The organism is Ramlibacter agri, from assembly GCF_012927085.1.
Taxonomy (GTDB): Bacteria; Pseudomonadota; Gammaproteobacteria; order Burkholderiales; family Burkholderiaceae_C; genus Ramlibacter; species Ramlibacter agri.
On sequence record NZ_JABBFX010000003.1, the window covers coordinates 758,336 to 776,330 of the forward strand.

The 17,995-nt window shown below is 67.6% G+C and carries 12 protein-coding genes; 7 read left to right on the top strand and 5 right to left on the bottom strand.

All coding sequences use genetic code 11. The annotated features are described in order from the left end of the window. Positions 1–88: 88 nt before the first annotated feature. Together HHL11_RS28150 and HHL11_RS28155 are read left to right on the top strand one after the other, a co-directional pair. A complete protein-coding gene (locus HHL11_RS28150; protein ID WP_205964672.1) occupies positions 89–7,249 on the top strand; it encodes a HAMP domain-containing protein in 7,161 nt (2,386 codons plus the stop codon). Positions 7,250–7,260: 11 nt separating this feature from the next. Further along, positions 7,261–8,919, top strand: coding sequence for a response regulator (locus HHL11_RS28155; protein WP_169421921.1), 1,659 nt, complete (start codon positions 7,261–7,263; stop codon positions 8,917–8,919). Here the strand turns inward: HHL11_RS28155 and HHL11_RS28160 are convergent, their stop codons facing one another. Both HHL11_RS28160 and HHL11_RS28165 read right to left on the bottom strand, forming a co-directional pair. Further along, complete coding sequence (locus HHL11_RS28160; protein ID WP_169421922.1) at positions 8,920–9,111, bottom strand: hypothetical protein; 192 nt, start codon at positions 9,109–9,111, stop codon at positions 8,920–8,922. It abuts the gene before it with no gap. A gap of 62 nt (positions 9,112–9,173) precedes the next feature. Beyond that, on the bottom strand, positions 9,174–9,668 hold the full coding sequence (locus HHL11_RS28165; protein WP_169421923.1) for a DUF4142 domain-containing protein: 495 nt from the start codon (positions 9,666–9,668) through the stop codon (positions 9,174–9,176). A 182-nt stretch (positions 9,669–9,850) separates the two neighbouring features. Between HHL11_RS28165 and HHL11_RS34210 the strand changes: the two genes are divergently transcribed. Then, positions 9,851–10,084, top strand: coding sequence for a hypothetical protein (locus HHL11_RS34210; protein WP_205964674.1), 234 nt, complete (start codon positions 9,851–9,853; stop codon positions 10,082–10,084). 46 nt (positions 10,085–10,130) lie between these two features. After that, complete coding sequence (locus HHL11_RS28175) at positions 10,131–10,808, top strand: hypothetical protein (protein ID WP_169421924.1); 678 nt, start codon at positions 10,131–10,133, stop codon at positions 10,806–10,808. On the opposite strand, the gene ligD is transcribed toward HHL11_RS28175, so the two are convergent. Both ligD and HHL11_RS28185 read right to left on the bottom strand, forming a co-directional pair. Continuing rightward, a complete protein-coding gene (gene ligD / locus HHL11_RS28180) occupies positions 10,780–13,362 on the bottom strand; it encodes a DNA ligase D (RefSeq protein ID WP_169421925.1) in 2,583 nt (860 codons plus the stop codon). The genes HHL11_RS28175 and ligD overlap by 29 nt on opposite strands. Positions 13,363–13,413: 51 nt before the next feature. Further along, positions 13,414–14,433, bottom strand: coding sequence for a ferritin-like domain-containing protein (locus HHL11_RS28185; RefSeq protein ID WP_169421926.1), 1,020 nt, complete (start codon positions 14,431–14,433; stop codon positions 13,414–13,416). A gap of 221 nt (positions 14,434–14,654) precedes the next feature. Here HHL11_RS28185 and HHL11_RS28190 point away from each other — a divergent pair, with 221 nt between their 5' ends. The 3 genes from HHL11_RS28190 (at position 14,655) to HHL11_RS28200 (ending at position 16,599) form a co-directional block, all read left to right on the top strand. Beyond that, entirely contained in the window at positions 14,655–15,134 is a 480-nt protein-coding gene (locus HHL11_RS28190) for a hypothetical protein (protein ID WP_169421927.1), read from the top strand. Beyond that, positions 15,131–15,994, top strand: coding sequence for a hypothetical protein (locus tag HHL11_RS28195; RefSeq protein ID WP_169421928.1), 864 nt, complete (start codon positions 15,131–15,133; stop codon positions 15,992–15,994). The genes HHL11_RS28190 and HHL11_RS28195 overlap by 4 nt, the downstream gene beginning before the upstream one ends. Before the next feature lie 140 nt (positions 15,995–16,134). Then, entirely contained in the window at positions 16,135–16,599 is a 465-nt protein-coding gene (locus HHL11_RS28200) for a GNAT family N-acetyltransferase (RefSeq protein WP_169421929.1), read from the top strand. An 87-nt stretch (positions 16,600–16,686) separates the two neighbouring features. On the opposite strand, the gene metK is transcribed toward HHL11_RS28200, so the two are convergent. Then, positions 16,687–17,871, bottom strand: a complete 1,185-nt coding sequence (gene metK / locus HHL11_RS28205) for a methionine adenosyltransferase (RefSeq protein ID WP_169421930.1) — start codon at positions 17,869–17,871, stop codon at positions 16,687–16,689. Positions 17,872–17,995: the final 124 nt, after the last annotated feature.

The following is a 17,995-nucleotide window of genomic DNA, read 5'->3' on the forward strand; positions in this document are numbered from 1 at the left end:
AGTAGCAGTTTCAAACATTCGCTTCACGCGGCCCTCGCTCGCGCCACGGCGGCAGCCGCAGTGAAGTCCTCCTCTTCGGAGACGTTCCATGGACCAGGTCATCGCGCCCGCCGGCAAGAAGAAATCCGCGAAATCCCCGGCCCGGGGGGCAGCGCGCCAGCCGGCCGCTGCCGCCACCATTCCACCGATCCAGACCCTGGGCAACGAGGCCCTCGACGCCCGCTCGCGCCAGCTGCTTGCCGCCCTCACTTCCTTCGCCAGCGGCGACTTCAGCGCGCGCCTGCCGACCGACTGGGCCGGCGTGGACGCGCGCGTCGCCGAAGCCTTCAACCGCAGCATCGCCAACGCCGACCGCATCACGCATGAAGCGGCGCGCGTCAGCAGCACCGTGGGCCGCGAAGGGCGGCTGGCGGAACGGATCTCCGCGCCGGGCGCCATCGGCAGCTGGGCGGCGCAGGTCGATTCGCTCAACACCTTGATCGACGACCTGGTGCGGCCGACGACCGACATCGCCCGCACCATCGGCGCCGTCGCCAAGGGCGACCTCGCGCAGCCGATGGAGCTGCAGGTGGATGGCCGGCCGCTGAAGGGCGAGTTCCTGCGCTCCGCCAAGCTGGTCAACACCATGATCGACCAGCTCTCGGTGTTTACTTCCGAAGTAACCCGGGTGGCGCGCGAAGTGGGCACCGAAGGCAAGCTGGGTGGCCAGGCCAAGGTGAAGGGCGTGTCGGGCGTCTGGAAGGACCTGACCGACTCGGTGAACCAGATGGCCGGCAACCTCACCGCGCAGGTGCGGAACATCGCCGAAGTGACCATCGCGGTGGCCAACGGCGACCTGTCGAAGAAGATCACCGTGGACGTGCGCGGCGAAATCCTGCAGCTGAAGGAAGCCACCAACACCATGGTGGACCAGCTGCGCTCCTTCGCTTCTGAAGTGACCCGCGTGGCGCGCGAGGTGGGCACCGACGGCCGCCTCGGCGGCCAGGCCGTGGTGCCAGGCGTGGCCGGCACCTGGAAGGACCTGACCGACTCGGTCAACTCCATGGCCAACAACCTCACCTCGCAGGTGCGGAACATCGCCACGGTGACGACGGCCGTGGCGCGGGGTGATTTGTCGCGGAAGATCACCGTGGACGTGAAGGGCGAGATCCTGGAGCTGAAGGAAACCATCAACACGATGGTGGACCAGTTGAACGGCTTCGCGTCCGAAGTGACCCGTGTGGCGCGCGAAGTGGGTACCGAAGGCAAGCTCGGTGGGCAGGCGCAGGTGCCCGGCATTGCCGGCACCTGGAAGGACCTGACGGACTCCGTGAACTCGATGGCGTCCAACCTCACCGGCCAGGTGCGGAACATCGCCGGCGTCGCGACCGCCATCGCCAAGGGCGACCTCTCGCGCAAGATCACGGTGGAAGTGAAGGGCGAGATCCTGGCCCTGAAGGAAACCATCAACACGATGGTGGACCAGTTGAACGGCTTCGCGTCCGAAGTGACGCGGGTGGCGCGCGAAGTGGGCACCGAAGGCAAGCTCGGTGGCCAGGCGCAGGTGCCAGGCGTGGCGGGCACCTGGAAGGACCTGACCGACAACGTGAACTTCATGGCGTCCAACCTCACCGGCCAGGTGCGGAACATCGCCGAAGTGACGACGGCCGTGGCCAACGGCGACCTCTCCAAGAAGATCACGGTGGACGTGCGCGGCGAGGTGCTGGAGTTGAAGAACACCATCAACACGATGGTGGACCAGCTGAACGCCTTCGCCTCCGAGGTGTCGCGGGTGGCGCGCGAAGTGGGTACCGAAGGCAAGCTGGGTGGCCAGGCGCAGGTGCCAGGTGTCGCCGGCACCTGGAAGGACCTGACCGACAACGTCAACTCGATGGCGTCCAACCTGACGAACCAGGTGCGGAACATCGCGGAAGTGACGACCGCCGTGGCGCGGGGTGACCTCTCGAAGAAGATCACCGTGGACGTCCGCGGCGAAATCCTCGAACTGAAGAACACCATCAACACGATGGTGGACCAGCTGAACGGCTTCGCCGGCGAAGTGTCGCGGGTGGCGCGGGAAGTGGGTACCGAAGGCAAGCTGGGTGGCCAGGCGCAGGTGCCAGGCGTGGCGGGGACGTGGAAGGACCTCACGGACAACGTGAACTCCATGGCCAACAACCTGACGGCGCAGGTCCGCAACATCGCGGACGTGGCGACGGCGGTGGCCAACGGCGACCTGTCGAAGAAGATCACGGTGGACGTGAAGGGCGAGATTCTCGAGCTGAAGAACACGCTCAACACCATGGTGGACCAGTTGAACGGTTTCGCCTCCGAAGTGACCCGCGTGGCGCGCGAAGTGGGTACCGAGGGCAAGCTGGGCGGCCAGGCGGTCGTGCGCGGGGTGGCAGGCACCTGGAAGGACCTGACCGACAACGTCAACTCGATGGCGAACAACCTCACCGGCCAGGTGCGGAACATCGCGGAAGTGACGACGGCCGTGGCGCGGGGGGATTTGTCGCGGAAGATCACCGTGGAAGTGAAGGGCGAAATCCTGGAGCTGAAGAACACCATCAACACGATGGTGGACCAGCTGAACGGCTTCGCCTCCGAAGTGACCCGGGTGGCCCGTGAAGTGGGGACCGAAGGCAAGCTCGGTGGCCAGGCCCAGGTACCCGGTGTCGCCGGCACCTGGAAGGACCTGACCGACAACGTGAACTTCATGGCGAGCAACCTCACCGACCAGGTGCGGAACATCGCCGACGTCGCCACCGCCATCGCGCGTGGCGACCTTTCCAAGAAGATCACGGTGGACGTGCGCGGCGAGATCCTGCAACTGAAGGAAACCATCAACACCATGGTGGACCAGCTGAACTCGTTTGCCGGCGAGGTGTCGCGCGTGGCGCGCGAAGTGGGCACCGAAGGCAAGCTGGGCGGCCAGGCCGCGGTGGAAGGCGTGGCGGGCACCTGGAAGGACCTGACCGACAACGTCAACTCGATGGCGTCCAACCTGACGAACCAGGTGCGGAACATCGCGGAAGTGACGATCGCCGTGGCCAACGGCGACCTCTCCAAGAAGATCACGGTGGACGTGCGCGGTGAAATTCTCGAACTGAAGGAAACCATCAACACGATGGTGGACCAGCTGAACGCGTTTGCCGCCGAAGTGTCGCGGGTGGCGCGCGAGGTGGGGACCGAAGGCAAGCTGGGCGGCCAGGCCCAGGTGCCGGGTGTCGCCGGCACGTGGAAGGACCTCACGGACAACGTGAACTCCATGGCCAACAACCTCACCGGCCAGGTGCGGAACATCGCGGACGTGGCCACCGCCATCGCGCGGGGCGACCTGGGCCGCAAGATCACGGTGGACGTGAAGGGCGAAATCCTCCAGCTGAAGGAAACCATCAACACGATGGTGGACCAGCTCTCCGCCTTCGCTTCCGAAGTGACGCGGGTCGCGCGCGAGGTGGGTTCCGAAGGCAAGCTGGGCGGCCAGGCCACGGTGCCTGGCGTCGCCGGCACCTGGAAGGACCTGACCGACAACGTCAACTCGATGGCTTCGAACCTGACGAACCAGGTGCGGAACATCGCGGAAGTGACGATCGCCGTGGCCAACGGCGACCTGTCCAAGAAGATCACCGTGGACGTGCGCGGCGAAATCCTCCAGCTGAAGGAAACCATCAACACGATGGTGGAACAGCTGCGAAGCTTCGCCTCCGAGGTGACGCGCGTGGCGCGCGAAGTGGGGACCGAAGGGCGCCTGGGCGTGCAGGCCGTGGTGCCGGGCGTGGCCGGCACCTGGAAGGACCTGACCGACTCGGTGAACACCATGGGCGCGAACCTCACCTCGCAGGTGCGCAACATCGCCGAGGTGACGACGGCCGTGGCGCGCGGCGACCTGAACCGCAAGATCACGGTGGACGTGAAGGGCGAGATCCTGGAGCTGAAGAACACCATCAACACGATGGTCGACCAGCTCAACTCCTTCGCCGGCGAAGTGACCCGGGTGGCGCGTGAAGTGGGGACAGAAGGCAAGCTCGGCGGCCAGGCCCAGGTGGGCGGCGTCGGCGGCACCTGGAAGGACCTGACCGACAACGTGAACTTCATGGCGTCCAACCTCACCGAGCAGGTGCGAGGCATCGTGAAGGTGGTGACCGCCGTGGCCAACGGCAACCTGACCCAGCGGCTGACGGTGCAGGCCAAGGGCGAGGTGGCGGCGCTGGCCGACACCATCAACGGCATGACCGACACGCTGGCGACCTTCGCCGACCAAGTGACCAACGTGGCGCGCGAAGTGGGCGTGGACGGGCGCCTGGGCGGCCAGGCCAACGTGCCGGGCGCCTCGGGCACCTGGAAGGACCTCACGGGCAACGTGAACCTGCTGGCGGCCAACCTGACGACGCAGGTGCGAGCGATCGCCGAAGTGGCGACCGCGGTGACCAAGGGCGACCTGACGCGTTCGATCCAGGTGGATGCCAAGGGCGAGGTGTCCGAGCTCAAGGACAACATCAACACCATGATCTCCAACCTGCGGGAGACCACGGAAAGCAACCGGGAGCAGGACTGGCTGAAGACCAACCTGGCGCGCTTCACCGGCATGCTGCAAGGCCAGCGCGACCTGAACGCGGTGGGCAAGACGCTGCTGTCCGAGCTGGCGCCGCTGGTCAACGCGCACCAGGGCAGCATCTACCACGGCAACATCGCCGAGAACGCCGGCGAGCTGATGATGCTCGCCACCTACGCCCAGACCGGCAGCGTGGCCTTGTCCAGCACGATCAAGCTGGGCGAAGGCCTGGTTGGCGAATGCGCGCTGCAGAACCGCCGCATCCTGCTGACCGACGTGCCGGCGGAATACGTGAAGATCTCCTCCAGCCTGGGCGAGTCGGCGAAGCTGTCCGTCGTCGTGCTGCCGGTGCGGTACGAGAACCAGACCAAGGCGGTGATCGAGCTGGCTTCGCTGCAGCCCTTCACGACGGTGAACCTGAACTTCCTGGACCAGCTGGCCCTGGGCATCGGCGCGGTGTTCAACACCATCGAGGCGACGATGCGCACCGAAGGCCTGCTGAAGCAGTCGCAGCAGCTGACGGTGGAACTGCAGGCCCGCCAGACCGAGCTGCAGCAGACCAACGAGGAGCTGCAGAACAAGGCCCGCCTGCTCGCCGAGCAGAACGCCGAAGTGGAGCGCAAGAACTCCGAAGTGGAACAGGCGCGCCGCGCGCTGGAGGAAAAGGCGTCCGAACTGGCGCTCACCTCCAAGTACAAGTCGGAGTTCCTGGCCAACATGTCGCACGAGCTGCGCACGCCGCTCAACTCGATCCTGATCCTGTCGCAGCAGCTGGCGGAGAACGCCGCCGGCAACCTGACGGGCAAGCAGGTGGAGTTCTCGCGCAACATCAACTCCAGCGGCTCCGACCTGCTGAACCTGATCAACGACATCCTGGACCTGTCGAAGATCGAGTCGGGCACGGTGACGGTGGACATCGAGGAGATCACCTTCTCCGGCCTGCGCGAAAGCCTGGACCGCAACTTCCGCCACGTCGCCGAGCAGAAAAACCTGCCGTTCCGCCTGCGCTTCAGCGAGGACCTGCCGCGCACGATGGACAGCGACCCGAAGCGCCTGCAGCAGATCCTGAAGAACCTGCTGTCCAACGCGGTGAAGTTCACCGGGCAGGGCCACGTGGAAGTGCACGTGAAGCTGGCGCAAGCCGGCTGGAGCGTCGACCACCCGGTGCTGTCGCAAACCCAGCACGTGGTGGCCTTCGCGGTGGAGGACACCGGCATCGGCGTGCCGGTGGAGAAGCAGCGCCTGATCTTCGAAGCCTTCCAGCAGGCTGACGCAGGCACCTCGCGCAAGTACGGCGGCACCGGCCTCGGCCTCGCAATTTCCCGCGAGCTGGCCTTCCTGCTGGGCGGCGAGATCAAGCTGTCGTCCGTGCCGGGCCAGGGCAGCACCTTCACGCTGTACCTGCCGCTGCACTATGTCGGCTCCGACCAGGCCACCGTGAGCGTGCGCAAGTCCAAGTCGGAAGAGACGACCGTGATCACGCTGCCGGTGGCGCGCGAGGAGCTCGTGCCCGATGACCGCGAGACCATCCAGCCCGGCGACCCCGTGCTGCTGGTGATCGAGGACGACCCGCACTACGCCCGCATCCTGCTGGGGCTGGCGCGCGACAAGGGCTTCAAGGGCCTGGTCGCGAACAAGGGCGCCGTCGGCCTGTCGCTGGCGCGCCAGTACCTGCCGACCGCCATTTCGCTGGACATCTTCCTGCCCGACATGCTGGGCTGGACGGTGCTGAACCAGGTGAAGCTCGACCCGGCGCTGCGCCACATCCCGGTGCAGATCGTGACCCTGGAGGAAGAGCGGCAGCACGGCCTGGCGCACGGCGCCTTCAACTACCTGCTGAAGGGGCCGACGACCGAGGGCCTCGAAGCGGCCTTCGACCGCCTGAAGGAATTCACCCAGCCGCGCACCAAGCGCCTGCTGGTGGTGGAGGACAACGACGTCGAACGCGAAGCCGTGGTGGAGCTGCTGGGCTACGACGACATCGACATCGCCACCGCCGGCAGCGGCGACGCCGCGCTGGCAGCCATGCGCAAGCAGTCCTTCGACTGCGTGGTGCTGGACCTGCGCCTGCCCGACATGACCGGCTTCGAGCTGCTGGAGACCATGCGCACCGAGCCGCAGCTGGCTGCAGTGCCGGTGGTGGTGTTCACCGGCAAGGACCTGAGCGACGAGGAGCACGGCCAGCTGCACACCATGGCCAAGAGCATCGTGCTGAAGGACGTGCAGTCGCCCGAGCGCCTGCTGGACGAAACCGCGCTGTTCCTGCACCGCGTCGTCACGCACCTGCCGCCGCACAAGCAGGAAATGCTGGACAAGCTGCACAACTCCTCGGAGGTGCTGCAGGGCCGCAAGGTGCTGGTGGTGGACGACGACGCCCGCAACATCTTCGCGCTGACCTCGCTGCTGGAGAACCACGAGGTCCAGGTGATCAGCGCCACCAACGGCCGCCAGGCCATCGAGATGCTGAAGGAAACCTCCGGCATCGACATGGTGCTGATGGACATCATGATGCCGGAGATGGACGGCTACGAGACCATGCGCGAGATCCGCAAGGACACCGCCTTCCGCACCCTGCCGATCCTGGCGCTCACGGCCAAGGCCATGAAGGGCGACCGCGAGAAATGCCTGGAAGCGGGAGCCAGCGACTACATCTCCAAGCCCGTCAACACCGACCAGCTGCTGTCGCTGATGCGGGTCTGGCTGTTCCGCTGAAGAGCGTGCCCATGAGCCAGAAGGTCAACATCCTGATCGTCGACGACGAGCCCCGCAACCTGCAGGTGCTCGAGTCGATCCTGGACGACCCGGGCTACCGCCTGGTGCGGGCGACTTCCGGCGACGAGGCCTTGCTGTCGCTGGTGACCGACGAGTTCGCGCTGCTGATCCTGGACGTGCAGATGCCGCGCATGAGCGGCTTCGAGCTGGCGCAGTTGATCAAGGAGCGCCGCAAGACCGCGCGCGTTCCGATCATCTTCCTCACCGCCTACTACAACAGCGACCAGCACGTGCAGGAAGGCTACGGCACCGGCGCCGTGGACTACATGCACAAGCCGGTGAACGCAGCGGTGCTGCGCAGCAAGGTGGCCGTGTTCGCCGAACTGCATCGCAAGGGCGTGGAGCTGGAGCGGGCCAACCGCCTGCTGCTGGCTGAGGTGGCGGAGCGCCGCCGCGCCGAGGGCCGGCTGCAGGAACTGAACGACTCGCTGGACCAGCGCGTCACCGAGCGCACGGCCGAACTGCGTGCGAGCGAGTCGCGCCTGCTCGAGGTGAACCGGCGCAAGGACGAATTCCTGGCGACGCTCGCGCACGAACTGCGCAACCCGCTGGCGCCGGTGCGCAATGCGGTGCACTTCCTCAAGCTCAAGGGCAGCGGCGGCACCGAAGTGCAGTGGGCTTCCGACGTGATCGAACGCCAGGTGCACCTGATGGGCCGCCTGATCGGCGACCTGATGGACGTGAGCCGCATCAACCAGGGCCGCATCGAGCTGAAGCGCGCGCTGGTGCCGCTGGACGAAGTGCTGGCCGACGCGCTGGAAACGGTGCAGCCGCAGATGGATGGCGCCGGCCACAAGCTCACCGTGGTGCAGCCGCCCGCGCATCTGCTGGTGGACGGCGATCGCGCGCGCCTGTCGCAGATCTTCATCAACCTGCTGGCCAACGCGTCGAAGTACACGGATCCGGGCGGCCAGATCGAGCTGCGCGTGGTGAAGGAAGGCGGCGAGGTGCTCGTCACCGTGGCCGACAGCGGCATCGGCGTCGAGCCCCACCGGCTGGAGAGCGTGTTCGAGATGTTCTCGCAGGAAGAGCCCGCGCTGTCGCGGTCGCGCGGCGGCCTGGGCATCGGCCTGTCGCTCACGCGCAAGCTGGTGCAGATGCACGGCGGCAGCGTGCGCGCGCGCAGCGAAGGCGCGGGCCGGGGCAGCGAGTTCGTGGTGCAGCTGCCCCTGGCCGAGACGCTGCCTCATTCCGGCGATCGCTACGAAGCGCAGCCGCCGGCCGCCACGGTGGGCGGTGGCCTGCGCATCCTGGTGGCCGACGACAACGTCGATGCCGCCGAGTCGCTGGCCACGCTGCTGGACCTGATGGGCCACACGGTGCGGCGCGTGGAGGACGGCGAGGCGGCGGTGCAGGCCGTGGCGGAGTTCGCGCCCGACATCGGCCTGCTGGACATCGGCATGCCCAAGGTGGACGGCTTCGAAGCCTGCCGCCGCATCCGGGCCTTGCCGGCGGGCCGCGCGCCCATGCTGGTGGCCATCACCGGCTGGGGCCAGCCGCACGACATCGAGCGTTCGCGCCAGGCGGGCTTCGACCACCACCTGGTCAAGCCGGTCGATATCGATGCGCTGGTGAAGCTGGTCGACACCCGCGCGGTGTCGAGGACGTAACTAGAACCGGAACTGCAGCTCGTCCGACCCGCGCGGAACCTCGCCGTAGGCTTCCCTGGCGCGGCGGATGCGCTCGAGGTCCTGCAGCAGCGTTTCCAGCGCGGACTGCGCACCGACACCGCTGCGGCCTCGGGGAACGCGGTATTCCGGCGGTTTCACTTCGGGGTCGAGGTAGACGATGCGCCCCGGCATGGCGCGACATGGTACCGAGTCGTCCCGCCCCTTGTCCAGAGCGCGTTCCCGCAAGCAGGGACTTACTTGCCCTTGACGTCCTTTTCCAGGCCTTCCGCGGTCTGCAGGTGGGCCTGCAGCGTAGGCAATGTCTTCGTGGCCCAGGCCTTCACGTCGGGGTCCTTGGCGTCCTTGCTCGCCTTCTCGAACTCCTTGATGTCCTTCTTGTGGTCCTTCACGCTGTCCTTCACGAAGTCCTTCTCGAAGTGCTTCGACTTGTTCAGCTTGTCGACCTTCTTCTGTTCGTCCCTGGGCAGGGAGCTTGGCAGCGTCACGCCCTTGCTGGAGGCCAGGGCCTTCAGTTCGTCGTTGGCCGCCGAGTGGTCCTTGACGAGCGTCGAGCCGAAAGCCTTGACGCTGGCGTCCTGCGCCTTGCCTTCGACCATCTTGCCGACCTCCACTTCGGCCATGTTGCCGCCGGCGGCCTTCTCCATGAATTTCTGGTCGGCCTTGTCGACGGCGGCGAAGGCCAGGCCGGTGGCGGTGAACAGGGCGAGCGCGATGAAGGTTTTCTGCATGGAATGACTCCCGGGTAGACAGGCCGAAAGTATCGAAGAGCCTGCGACGCGCCCGCGTAGGACGGCTCGCGCCCGCGCGCAAGCGCTTTCCTGCGCCGAGCCGGAACGTTGGCCCGGCCATTTGCATCCAACGGCCCAGGCAGCCCCGCGGAGAGGGAGGGCGCTGCCGTGTGGAGGTGCCCATGAGGCCTCATCTCACGTTGGCCGTGCTGTTCCAGGCGGCCCTGGCTGCCTGCGGCGGCGGTGGCGGTGATCCGGGCGAATGCCTGCCCTGCAACAACGCCAGCAACCAGGCGCCTGCGCCGGCTCCCGGCAATGCCGCGACGCCAGCGCCGGCACCGGCGAGCACGCCGGCGCCCACTCCAGCGCCAGCGCCGCTGCCGATGACAGTGACGAACCCGACGCAGGGCTACTAGCAGCGAGCGCCGTTGACAGCGACGCTGGCGCTGTTACCCTCGACGCATGCTTGCTTCCGAACCGGACCGGCTCGAGGCGGCGCTGCCTTCCCGCGAGGCCGAGGCCGCGCGCTACGCGCTGCTGCGGCGGCTGGCGCCTTCGATGCGCCACCACCTCGTCGTCAACCTCCAGCCCATTGGCATGATCTACGAAGTCATGGATCGCCGGCTGCGCGCGGCGCAGCCGGACCTGGGCCACGTGCAGGAAAGCGCCGCCAAGATCAACAGCTTCGCCCGCGCGGCGCTGGCTTCCTGCATCGACGTGGTGGGCTGGCTCGCGCCCGACGACACCGCCAGCGTGGCGGTGGACGAATGCGCGCGCGAATGCGCCAGCCTGCTGGCCACCAGCCTCAGCTTCCGCGGCTTCGCGCTGCGCAACGAGGTCGGCGCGGTGGCGCGCAAGGTGCGGCGCTCTTCGCTGCGCGTGCTGCTGACCGGCTCGCTGGTCCATGCCTCCGACCACCTGAAGCCGCCCATGCAGATGGTGCTGGCGGGGCAGGAGGAGGACGGCGGCGTCTTGCTGAAGGTGTCGACGCGACCGAGCGAAGGCGACAAGGGCTTCGCCGGCGAACCGAACTACCGCCCGCTCACGTGGGGCGACCTGCAGGCGCTGGCGGCGGCAGAGGGCGCGGTGGTGCGGAAGGAAGGCGAGGTCCTCACCTTCCGCTTGCCTTGGGCGGAGTGAAGCCCAGCTTCTTCATCGCGGCCGCGAGCGCCGTGCGGCTCTTCTCGTAGTCGGCCCAGGGCGCGTTGCCGTCGGCCAGCCGCTCGTGCACGGTCAGGACCGTCCAGTGCGCGCCGCCCTTGAGCGACTTCAGTTCGTCCCAGCGCGCCGGCACCGAAATGCCCAGCCCCGGGCGGGCGCGCGCCGACCAGGCGCACACCGTGGTCGCGCCGTAGCCGTTGCGGAGATAGTCGATGAAGATGCGGCCGACGCGGTTGCTGGCGCCGCTCTTGGCGACGAAGCGGTCCGGCAGCGTGCGCGCGAGGTGGTCCACCACCGCCTTGGAAAAGTCCTTCACCGTGTCCCAGTCGAACTGCTTCTTCAGCGGCACGACCAGGTGCAGTCCCTTGCCGCCGCTGGTCTTGAGGAACACGGGCAGCGCCAGTTCCTGCAACAGCGTGCGGACCAGCATGGCGGCTTCCTGGATCTGCGCCCAGCTGACGCCTTCGCCGGGGTCGATGTCGAAGGTCATGCGATCGGGCCTGGCGATGGCAGGCACCGTGCCGTTCCAGGTGTGGACTTCCACCACGTTCATCTGCGCGGCGGACAGCAGGCCTTCGGCGGCCTGCATCTTCACCATCGGCGGATGGCCCGGGAAGATGGCGGGATCGAGCTGTACCACGCCGGCCATCTTGTAGCGGTCCAGGTGCTTCTGGAAGAACAGCTGGCCCTCGATGCCGTCGGGCGCGCGCACCATGGCCATGGGGCGGTCCTTCAGGTGCGGCATCATCAGCGGCGCCACCAGTGCGTAGTAGCGCACCAGCGCGATCTTGGTGGTGCCGGTCTGCGGGTCGACGATCCGATCCGGGTTGCTGATGCGCAGGTTGGCGGGCAGGGTGACGCTGGCGGTTTCCTGGGCGGCCGTCTTCTGCGCCGGGGCCTTGCGGGGCGCTTTTGCCGGCTTGTCAGGAGGCGCTTCGTGCAGCACCGGCTCCTCGCCCACGTCGTCCGCGGGCTTGTCGGTCCGCAGGCCGTGAAACACGGAGTGCCGCACCTTGCCGTCGCGCGTCCACTCGCCGAACGACACTTCGCAGACCAGTTCGGGGCGCACCCAGTGCGCCCCGCGCGGCAGGCCGGCACCGGCATCGAACGGGGATTTCCCCGCCGCCCGTCCATCGAGTTTCTGGCGCAGCTCGCGCAGCGTCTTCTCGTTGAAGCCCGTGCCGACGTTGCCCGCGTAGCGCAGCGTGCCGTCCTGCTCGTGCACGCCGAGCAGCAGCGAACCGATGCCGGTGCGCGCGCCCTGCGGGTCGGTCCAGCCGCCGATGACGAACTCCTGCCGCCGCGAGCACTTGAGCTTGATCCAGTCGCTGGAGCGCCGGCCCACGTAGGCCGAGTCGCGGCGCTTGCCGATGACGCCTTCCAGCCCGAGGCGGCAGGCGGAATCGAGTAGTTCCTTCGCCGGCACGTCGAACACCGCGCTGAAGCGCACGTTGGCGTGCGGCTTGCGTTCGACGATGCGCTGCAGCACCTCGCGCCGCTGCACCAGCGGCACGTCGCGCAGGTCGTGGCCGGCGCAGAAGGGCAGGTCGAACAGGTAGTAGGCGATCTTTTCGGTGCGCGTGCTGTCGAAGGCGCTTTGCAGCGCCTGGAAATCCGACGGCGTGTCGCGCCCCGGCATGATGATCTCGCCGTCATACCAGCCGTCCGGCAACTCCATGGCCTGCAGCGCCTTCACCAGCGCGGGCAGGCGCGCGGTCCAGTCGTTGCCGTTGCGGGTGACCAGCTGGATGCCGCCGGCCTCCGCGCGCGCGAGCATGCGGTAGCCGTCGAACTTGACCTCGAAGATCCAGTCGCCCGCGTCCCGTGGCGCCTGGTCCACCAGCACGGCGAGTTCGGGTTGCAGCTTGGCGGGCAAGGCCGCTTTCCGCGCGCCCGTTGGCGGGCCGTCGCGCGGCGCTTGCGGCGCGGGCGCGGATGCCGCGGCCAGGCCGGGCAGGTTGACGGGGGGCGGCCGGTCGGCCAGGTCCTGCACGCTATCGGGCATCTCGTCGACCAGGCTGAATTCGCTGGCGGGGCGGGCGAAGGGATCGCGCTCCTTGATCAGGAGCCACGGGTCCTCGCGGCCGTTGCCGCGGCCCTTCATGCGCACCAGCGTCCAGTGGCCATGCATCTTGTGGCCGCGCATCTCGAACTTGAGCTTGCCGTCCCGGTAACCCTGGTGCGGGTCTTCCAGCGGGATCCAGCTGCCCTTGTCCCAGATGATCACCTTGCCGGCGCCGTAGTTGCCGGCGGGGATCTGGCCTTCGAAGCGGTTGTACGCGATGGGATGGTCCTCGGTGGGCATCGCCATGCGCTTGTCGTTGGGGTCGTAGCTGGGGCCCTTGGGCACGGCCCAGCTTTTCATCGTGCCTTCCAGCTCCAGCCGGAAGTCGTAGTGCAGCCGCGTGGCCCAGTGCTTCTGGATCACGAAGCTGCGCGCGCCCTCGTTCGCTTCGCCGCCCTCCGCCGGCTCCGGCGTGGCTTCGAAGTTGCGCTTCTGGCGATAGCGGGCAAGGGCGCTTTTGTCTGCCATCAGTGAACGGGCCGGGGCCATGAGGGCCCCGGCCTCGTCATTCTGCTACGGTCAGCTGGCCGCGCGGAACTGGTCGCGCAGCATCTTCACCTGGTCGTGGTTGCGCATCACGCCCTGGTACTGGCGGTCGACCACGCTGCGCACGTTGGCCGGCATGTCCTTCTGCAGGGCCTTCATGTAGCGCGACTTGGCGTTGTCCTCGCCGCGCTCGGCCTCTTCCAGCACCGCCTTGTCGTCGTAGGTGGTCAGCTTGGACTTGATGGACACCCAGCCGCGGTGCATGGCGCCCATGGCGCTGCCGCCGTCCTCGGGCGAGCCGCCGCTCTGGCGGATCAGGTCGTTCAGCTCCTGGGCGCCGCGGCGGCAGTCGTCCGCGCGCTGCAGGAAGGTGGACTTCAGGTCCTGGCGCTTGGCCTGGTCGGCGCATTCGCGGAAGCCGTACTCGCCGTCCTTGCAGCATTCGACCAGGTCCTTCAGCAGGTCGATGACGTCGCCGCGGTCGCCGTCGCCGTTGCCGGCGGTCTGCATCGCGCCGACCGCGCCGGCCACGCCGGTGGACGCGGCGGCGCCGGTGCCGCGGCCCGCTTCGTAGCTGCGGTACTGGTCGTCGGCGCGGGACCACGCGGCCTGCGAAGCGGGGCTGGCCCGCTGCCAGTCCAGCGAGGACTGGTCGCGGTTCGCTTCCCATTCGTCGGCCAGGCGCGGCTCGACGCTGGTCCACGGGTCTTCGTAGCGCTCGCGGCCCGAGAGGCCCAGGCGGTAGGCCGGGCCGTAGTCGTCATAGGTGCGGCCGGCCTCGTAGTAGGGCTCCTTGCTGTAGTTGTCGCGCCAGAAGGCTTCTTCCGCGGTGGGGTTCACGGCTTCGCCCGCAGCCTTGCCGGCGAGGCCGCCGACCACGGCGCCGACCACGCCGCCCACGGCGGCGCCGACGGGGCCGCCGATGGCGCCCGCAGCCGCGCCGGCCACGGCGCCGCCGGCGGCGCCGAGACCCGTGCCGATCGGGTGCGCGCCCGGTTCGCCGGTGATGGGATCCTGGTTCAGGTCGCGGTCTTCACGTTCTTCAGCAGCCATGTAGGTACTCCTTTGTCTGGTGTGGGGTGTGCGATTGCTCCCATGTTGGGCCGACGGCGCGCGCGACTCGTCGGAAGGGCACCCCGAGCGCGTGTAGGAATCGGCGGGCCGCGCCGGTTATGGGCGGCAGCATGGCTGAGCGCACCGACTCGGACACGCTGCACCGTCCTACACCCCGGCCGAAGCCGCTTCAGGCACTCTGGCCAACGGGTGAAGCCCCTATGAAATATTCATTGCGCAAGACTCCTTCCCATCTGCTCCTCGCGTACAAGTACGGGGAATCCAACGGCAGCCTGCTCGGACGCAATCTCGTGCTGGACGCCGAAGGGAACCTCCTGACCCTGGAGATCGACCTCTCGGCCAACCTGCTGGCGCGCAACAAGAGCTCGCCGTGGTACCTGGACGCGGTGGCGCTCTCGACCGACTACCACAAGCTCAAGTCGCTGCAGTGCCCGGACAACCTGGTGCGCACGCGGCTGATCCGCGCGTGGGAGGGCATCGCGGAGCCGAGGATGCGCATGCGGCTGATCCTGGCCCCGCGCGGCCGCTACCTCTACGAAGTGGCGCCGCATTCGCTGTTCATGGGCGGCATCCAGCTGGACGTCCAGGCCTTCCTGGAAGAAGAGTCGGAAACCGCCGCTCCCGCCGACGCCCCGGTGCCCGAGGCCGAGGAAACCGATCCCCACAGGAAACACGCATGACCCGCAAGTCCCCCATCCGCTGGCTGGCCGCCCTGGGCGCCGCCTGCCTGCTCGCCTTGCCCGCGATGCAGGCCCAAGCCGACGCCGGCAGCCTGAAGGCGCGCTATGGCGAACTGCACGACGAGCTGAGCCACAACGCCTATGGCCGGCAGATGTACATCGATTCGAAGGAAGGTTCGAACGCGCTGCAGGGCGATGTCTATGCCGTGGTGGACCACCCGTTCGACCAGGTGAAGGGCGCGCTGCAGGACCCGAACGCCTGGTGCGACATCATGCTGCTGCCCTTCAACACCAAGTACTGCCATGCGAGCGGCAGCAACCTGGCGGTGCGCATCGGCCGCAAGTACAACCAGCCGGTGGAGCAGGCCTATCGCATCGACTTCAGCTTCCAGCCGGTGGCCGCGAGCAGCGATTACCTGGAGACCCGCCTGAACGCGGCCTCCGGGCCGGTGGGCACGCGCGACTACCGCATCAACCTGGAAGCCGTGCCGCTGGACAACGGCAAGACCTTCATGCACATGAGCTATGCCTACGGCTACGGCGGCGCGAGCAAGATGGCGATGAGCCTGTACCTGAACACCGCCGGCGCCGACAAGGTGGGCTTCAGCCAGAGCAACGGGCAGTACACGGGCGGCGTGCGAGGCGCGATCGAGCGCAATGCCATGCGCTACTACCTGGCCATCGACTCCTACCTGGACACCATGAGCGCGCCCGAGGCGCAGCGGGTGGACAAGCGCATCAACGCGTGGTTCTCGGCCGCCGAACGCTACCCGCGGCAACTGCACGAGATGGACCGCGGGACCTACGTGACGATGAAGCGGGCGGAGTACGACCGGCAGCAGACGGCGGCGTTGAACTGACGTTGCATGGCGCCGCCACGGGCGGCGCACGCGACGTCATCCCGGCGGACACTCGTCATCCCCGCGGAGGCGGGGACCCGGGGCGTCCAGGAATGCGGCCTGCGGGCCGCTTTTTCCTTGTCGGTGTATCGTCCGGCTTCATGCACCTCCGCCTCGACGACCTCCGCGGCCCCGAGATTCGCGCCCTGCTCGAAGAGCACCTGCGCAACATGCGCGAGATCTCGCCGCCCGAGAGCGTGCACGCGCTGGACCTCGACGCGCTGCGGCGTCCGGGCATCAGCTTCTGGACGGCCTGGTCCGGCGCCGACCTGCTGGGTTGCGGCGCGCTGAAGGAGCTGGACGCCACGCACGGCGAGGTCAAGTCCATGCGGACCGCGATGGCCCATCGCAACAAGGGCGTGGCCCGCGCGATCCTGGAACGTGTCATGCAGGAAGCGCGTGCGCGTTCCTATGGACGCTTGAGCCTGGAGACCGGATCGCAGGTGGAGTTCCAGCCGGCGCGGCGCCTGTACGAAAGCTTCGGCTTCACCTACTGCCCGCCTTTCGGCGACTACCAGGAAGACCCGCACAGTGTGTTCATGACGCGTTCGATCGGCCGCGCATGACGGGTTTCCACCGCGCCAAAAGAAAAGCGGCCCGCAGGCCGCTTTCCCGAATGCCCTGGGCCCCCGCCTGCGCGGGGGTGACGAGGGTTACTTCAGGCCCGCCGCCGCGCGCAGCGCGGCGGCCTTGTCCGTGCGCTCCCACGAGAACTCCGGCTCCTCGCGGCCGAAGTGGCCGTAGGCGGCGGTCTTTTCGTAGATGGGGCGCAGCAGGTCCAGCATCTGGATGATGCCCTTCGGACGCAGGTCGAAGTGGTCGTGGATCAGCGAGGCGATCTGGTCGTCGGGGATGACGCCCGTGCCTTCGGTGTAGACGGTCACGTTCATCGGCTTGGCCACGCCAATGGCGTACGCCACCTGGATCTGGCACTGGCGCGCCAGGCCGGCGGCCACCACGTTCTTGGCGACGTAGCGCGCGGCGTAGGCAGCCGAGCGGTCCACCTTGGACGGGTCCTTGCCCGAGAACGCGCCGCCACCGTGCGGGCAGGCGCCGCCGTAGGTGTCGACGATGATCTTGCGGCCGGTCAGGCCGCAATCGCCCTGCGGGCCGCCGATGACGAAGCGGCCGGTCGGGTTGATCAGGTAGCGGGTTTCCTTCAGCCACTCCTTGGGCAGGACCGGCTTGATGATTTCCTCGATGATGGCCTCGTTGAAGCTGGCCTTCATCTTGGTGGGCGTCTCGCTCTGGTCGGGCGCGTGCTGCGTGGACAGCACCACCGTGTCGATGCTGTGCGGCTTGCCGTCGACATAGCGCATCGTCACCTGGGACTTGGCGTCCGGGCGCAGGAAGGGCAGGCGGCCGTCCTTGCGCAACTGCGCCTGGCGCTCCACCAGGCGGTGGGCGTAGTAGATCGGCGCGGGCATCAGCACCGGCGTCTCGTCGCAGGCGTAGCCGAACATCAGGCCCTGGTCGCCGGCGCCGGTGTTCAGGTGGTCGTCGGACGCGTGGTCCACGCCCTGGGCGATGTCGTTGGACTGCTTGTCGTAGCAGACCATCACCGCGCAGCCCTTGTAGTCGATGCCGTAATCGGTGTTGTCGTAGCCGATGCGCTTGATCGTGTCGCGCGCGACCTGGATGTAGTCGACGTGGGCGTTGGTGGTGATCTCGCCGGCCAGGACGACCAGGCCGGTGTTGGTCAGCGTCTCGGCGGCCACGCGGCTGCGCGGATCCTGCTTGAAGATCGCGTCCAGGATCGCGTCGGAGATCTGGTCCGCCACCTTGTCGGGGTGGCCTTCGGACACGGATTCGGACGTGAAGAGGAAGTCGTTCGCCATTTGAATAAACTCCGTTGTTGCTACAGAAGGCGCGTTGCCTTGTGCCGGAGCTTGGGGCGAACGCTTTAGCAGCTTTGTTTAACGTCGCCCTGCAAGTAGTTCAATAACTCGGCGACGTCCCGAT